The organism is Pseudoalteromonas sp., from assembly GCF_041629635.1.
GTDB lineage: Bacteria > Pseudomonadota > Gammaproteobacteria > Enterobacterales > Alteromonadaceae > Pseudoalteromonas.
The window spans coordinates 1-5,414 of sequence record NZ_JBFKMX010000188.1 but is presented as its reverse complement, the minus strand read 5'-3'; the positions used below and the strand labels follow the sequence as shown (position 1 = coordinate 5,414).

General features: G+C 41.5%; 5 protein-coding genes. 1 reads left to right on the top strand and 4 read right to left on the bottom strand.

Annotated elements, in window-relative coordinates; genetic code table 11:
* From ABYD77_RS17480 to glk, 3 genes are all read right to left on the bottom strand, one after another.
* Positions 1-1,089 (bottom strand): dihydroxy-acid dehydratase (locus ABYD77_RS17480; RefSeq protein ID WP_372771376.1); only part of this gene is annotated, 1,089 nt, incomplete at its 3' end.
* Positions 1,090-1,443: 354 nt separating this feature from the next.
* Entirely contained in the window at positions 1,444-2,460 is a 1,017-nt protein-coding gene (locus ABYD77_RS17475; protein ID WP_372771375.1) for a LacI family DNA-binding transcriptional regulator, read from the bottom strand.
* A gap of 15 nt (positions 2,461-2,475) precedes the next feature.
* A complete protein-coding gene (gene glk, locus ABYD77_RS17470) occupies positions 2,476-3,441 on the bottom strand; it encodes a glucokinase (protein WP_372771374.1) in 966 nt (321 codons plus the stop codon).
* Between the two features lie 250 nt (positions 3,442-3,691).
* On the opposite strand from glk, the gene ABYD77_RS17465 reads away from it, so the two are divergent.
* Positions 3,692-4,711 (top strand): LacI family DNA-binding transcriptional regulator, encoded by a 1,020-nt coding sequence (locus ABYD77_RS17465; RefSeq protein ID WP_372771373.1) that lies wholly within the window; start codon positions 3,692-3,694, stop codon positions 4,709-4,711.
* A 24-nt stretch (positions 4,712-4,735) separates the two neighbouring features.
* Here ABYD77_RS17465 and ABYD77_RS17460 read toward each other — a convergent pair.
* Positions 4,736-5,414: glycoside hydrolase family 15 protein (locus ABYD77_RS17460; protein WP_372771372.1), on the bottom strand; the 679-nt coding region annotated here is incomplete at its 5' end.

Genomic DNA, 5,414 nt, shown 5'->3' with positions numbered 1-5,414 from the left:
TTTTAGCAGCTCTTTCACTAGGAACGGTAAACCACCTGCTGCGTGGAAATGGTTAACATCAGCCGAGCCATTTGGATAAACACGTGCAAGAAGTGGCACTACTTCTGAAATATCTGACATGTCTTTCCACGTAATCTCAACACCCGCTGCTTTTGCCATCGCAACTAAATGAATTGCATGGTTCGTTGACCCCCCCGTTGCAAGTAAACCTACTAGACCATTCACAATGGTTTTTTCACTTACAATCTCGCCAATTGGGTTTGCATCTTTAGTGCTAATTAGCTGATTAAGCATAAGCTCAACTGCATTTACGGTTAAACCATCGCGTAATTCTGTGTACGGGTTTACAAATGAGCTACCAGGTAAATGTAAGCCCATAATTTCCATCAACATTTGGTTTGAGTTTGCCGTACCATAGAAAGTACATGTACCCGCACTGTGGTAAGACGCGCTTTCAGCTGCAAGCAGCTCATCACGGCCAACTAAGCCTTGTGCGAACTTTTGACGAATACGTGCTTTTTCTTTATTTGGAATACCAGATGGCATTGGCCCTGCAGGTAAGAAAAAAATTGGTAAATGGCCAAAAGATAAAGAACCAATGACAAGACCAGGGACAATTTTGTCACACAGGCCTAAACAAAAAACACCATCAAAAACATCGTGCGACAGTGAAACAGCCGTAGACATTGCAATCACATCACGGGAAAAAAGTGAAAGCTCCATGCCGTCACGGCCTTGCGTTACACCATCACACATAGCTGGTACACCACCCGCAACTTGTGCAGTGGCATTAAATTTGGTCGCAACCTTTTTAATTAAATCTGGGTATTCTTTGTAAGGCACATGCGCTGATAGCATGTCATTGTAAGCATTGATAATACCTAGGTTAGGTTGTTCGTCTTCAGTCAGTAGCGCTTTTTCAGAACTTGAGCATGCTGCCATTACGTGTGCAAGGTTTCCGCAACCTAAACCTGCGCGAACACGCTCTTTTGATTTAGCCGCATTCATACGGTTTACGTACGCCTGGCGTGTTGCTTTGCTGCGTTCAATGATTCTGTCGGTTACTTCTTGGATTCTTGGGTGTAGCATTTTCGCACTCGTTCATAAAGATTTAGGAAAAAGGCTCAGTACTTAAATTAGAGACTCCTACTAGTCTAAGTACCGAGCGTCTTTGTCTACCCGTTCAAAGGTCCGATATCGAGTGTCTCTCACAACCACTCCGTGACACCGGTGTCACATTATTAAAACCGATGCATGACACCGGTGTCAACATTAATTTTAGTGCTTTTCCTGAAATTTGCTCATTTTTGAGCATTGATATTAAATTTTTATTAGCAAAACGCCTTGAAGTGACAACTGAATGACAAAAACGAAATAATTTATAAGAAATTGAAATAAAAAACGCAGCAAGCTGCTGCGTTTAAATTTGTTTAAGAAGTGAAATTAATGACTAAATTGGGCTGTTGATTGTCGCTCAATTAATTTGCCTGCAAAAATCTCTTCCATGTTTTCAATTTCGGCTGCATTAATGCTGTCAATAAGCAATGTCACAGCTCTAAACGTCATGTCTTCTACTGGCTGTGCAATGGTTGTAAGCCCTGGCCAAATATGGCGTGCAATTGGTGCATTATCAAACCCTACAATCGATAGATCGTCTGGTACTTTTAAAGACATTTGCGATGCAACTTTTAATACCGCTGCAGCCATGTAATCATTTGACGCAAATACTGCGCTCGGGCGAGCAGCTGATTCAAGTATTTTACGTGCACTGTCTTCACCAGAGTGATAACTGAAGTTACCTTCTGCAACAAATTCAGGTTTAAGAGCTATACCCTCTTCACCTAACGCTTTTACGTAGCCATCAAAACGGGCTTCTGTAGCACTGTGATCTGGGTGGCCTTTGATAAACGCAATTTCTTTGTGACCAAGCGATAATAACAACTTGGTAATATCGTAAGCCGCTTGCGTGTCATTACTTTTAATAGAGATAGACTCATCATCAAGTGTTACCGGTGCAACACGTGCATAGGGAATGTTTCGTAATTTGAGATAATCGACTAACTCTTTGTTATCTGAAAATGGCGGAGTGAGTACAAGGCCATCTAAGCGCGAGGTGCTGATCAAGGTTTCAATATTATCAATCAGTGGTTCACCACGCAGTTCACACGGGTGGATCAGTAAGTTGTAGTTGCGTTCTTGGCACGCTTCGAGTGCGCCCGATTGCACTCGCGTGATGTAACTTTTTGATGGATTGTCGTATAAACAGCCAATAATAAAACTACGATTATGTGCAAGGCCACGTGCAATAGGGTTAGGACGATAATTTAGCTCTTTAAATGCCTGTTGTACTTTTTCACGCGTAGCATCCGACACATTAGGCTCGTTATTTAGCACCCGTGATACCGTTTTTTTCGATACCCCAGCATGCTTAGCTACACTGTTTATCGTCACTTTTTCCATATGCTTCTCTAGTTATTAATTCGCTTCCAAACTGGCCGCAGCGCCAAGTAATGGGATATTATCTTGAGTAATTAAAATGACTGGAATATCTTCCACGATATGCTGCATTTTTCCTTTTCCAACAAATCGGTTGGCAAATTCACTGGCCAAAAGCTTATCTTGAAAACGCGGTAAAATACCACCACCGATATAAACACCACCAGTGGCATTAAACGTCAGGCTTAAATCACCCGCTACTGCACCAATCCAATCACAAAATTGATTGAGGGTTTTTACACAAATTTCGTCATCATTTGCAAGTGCAAGTTGCGTAATCGTCGGTGCATCATACTCTTTTGCATTTATATTATGCACTTTTGCCATTGCACGATATAAATTTTCAATGCCTTGACCTGAAAACACATGTTCAACCGAAACATGTTCAAACTCACTACTCAATGCGGCCAATAAATCACGCTCAAGTGCATTACATGCAGCTAAACTTATGTGGCCCGCCTCAGTGCTAAGTACCACATTATGGCTCTCGCCTTTTACTAATGCAGCGGCACCAAAACCAGTACCCGGCCCTATTACGGCAATATTTCCACTAGGGTTTGATTGACCTGATTTTACAACTAGATTGTCATCGTCATTAATATACGGAGACGCTTCAGCAAACGCAGCAAAATCATTTATCACTTTAAACTCTTCAAAACCAAAAGCGGTTTTAATGTCGTAAACATTAAATTGCCAGCCTAAATTGGTTAGATAAACAGTATCTTGCTTTCGTGGTCCAGCTACAGCAAAACACGCTCTTTTAGGCACATTTTCTAATGTATTAATGTACGCGGTCAATACATCTGCAAAACAATCGAATTCTAAACTCGACAATTTTTGAATATGGTCAAATGTAATCTGTTTGGTTTCTTTATCAAATGCGCTCACTAAAGCGAAGCGTGCATTCGTTCCACCAACATCTGCAACTAAAATAGGCTCAAACATATAAAATCTCTCAATTGAATTGGCTAAGTTTTTTTAAGTGCAGAAAGTGCAACTCGTTAGCGATTTATTTATGCCCTGCTACAGACAACTAAATAAATTGGCAACAAACCCAATTGACTCCGGTTATTGCACTAATTATGACACCGGTGTCAGATTAAATTCAATATCCTTTTACATAAAGTTAGTTTTTTTCTCAATTTTATGGCTAAAATACCTGCCAAATAGGCATTTATTTTATAAAGGTGTTGAGTTGAGCAAATCAAAAGCGACCTCGTTCGATATCGCACATTACGCTGGTGTATCACAATCGACCGTGTCTCGCGCATTACGCAACAGTCCATTAGTGAATGAAGAAACCAAAAAGAAAGTGTTCGAAATCGCGAAAAAACTTAATTACAAAGTGGATAAAAATGCAAGCAACTTACGCACTCAACAAAGCAATACCATTGCCCTTTTGTTATTTGAAGACCCAACCAGCGACGAATCCCTAATTAATCCGTTCTTTTTATCGATGCTCGGTTCAATTACACGTGCCTGTGCTAACCAGGGCTATGACTTGTTGGTTTCGTTTCAACAAATGGATCAGGATTGGCAAGCCCAGTACGAAGACAGTCATCGTGCAGATGGCTTAATTTTGCTAGGTTATGGTGATTACATTGACTACCAAGCACGTTTAGCCACGCTATTACAAAACAACACCAAGTTTGTGTGTTGGGGTGCAAACGTTGATTCGCGCCCTGAGCTTTCTATTTCGTGTGACAATTACTATGGCGGCGAACAAGTTGCTGAGTTTTTAGTTGCTAAAAAACGCACGCAATGCGCGTTTATAGGCGATGCCTCAGAGCACAGCCCTGAATTTTTTGCACGCTTTAATGGCTTTAAAGACACCCTTCAAAAGCATGGGCTTGATGTCGATGCGCGCCAAATCATCAATGCCATTTCAACCGATGAATCAGGCTACAACGCAACCAAAACATTGCTTAGCTTAAAGCGCCCTATCAACGCTATTTTTGCTGCTAGTGATTTAATCGCAATTGGTGCCATACGCGCCGTAAAAGAAGCAGGTTTAAACGTACCTGAAGATATTAGTGTGATTGGCTTTGATGATATTCCAGTTGCGAGCTTTACTGAGCCTGCGCTGACTACCGTAAACCAAAGTACCTCTGTTGCTGGTGAAATGTTAGTAGCAAACTTATTGGCACAATTAAAAGATGAGCCGCCAGTGCAAACGCAGCTCAAACCTACTTTAGTTATCAGGCATTCAGCATAAAAAAAGGCGCTTAACGCGCCTTTTTTAATTTAGTTTTTCTTTCACTACTGGGTAGTAATCCCAAACTTGTTTATCTGACATTGAGCGCAGTAGCTTAATATATTCCGCATGTGTCCACGCAAGAGGCGTTGCAGAGTTCGTGCCTTCACCAAATGTATAGTTGTGAGGGTTAACGCCTACACCATCCCATACTTGCTCTGGCAACATTAAGCCTTCATTGGCAAATTGTTCCATGCCCTTCACATAGGTTTGCACTAAATTCGCCTGTTGTGCTTTATCAAAATCACCAAACTGAGCCAATTTTGCAATTTCGTAATGACCGCGCTCTCCGGTAAAGAATGGCCAAACACGGCCACGTTGACCAGGTGTGTTATTGCCACCTTCAGCGTAGTTTGTGCCTGTTACTTCATCTTCACCGTAGCCATCATTACCGTAACGGCGCCAGCCTGGGAACTCGCCCTCAACACCTTCAAAGGTGAAGTTATATTTAACTTTTAGATTTTCAGGTAAATTATCCGCATCATATTCATCAAGCGTATCAATAATATGCTTATCATTAGCGGGCCGTACACCGTAACGCACTAACTCTAAAAAGCCGCCATCTAAAATGCTTTGTTTAGCCAAACCTTTACGGCCATTGTTATCACCAAGAATTGTGGCTGAGTTTGCATCGTCATCTTGGCTAATGCGAACATAATGCTGG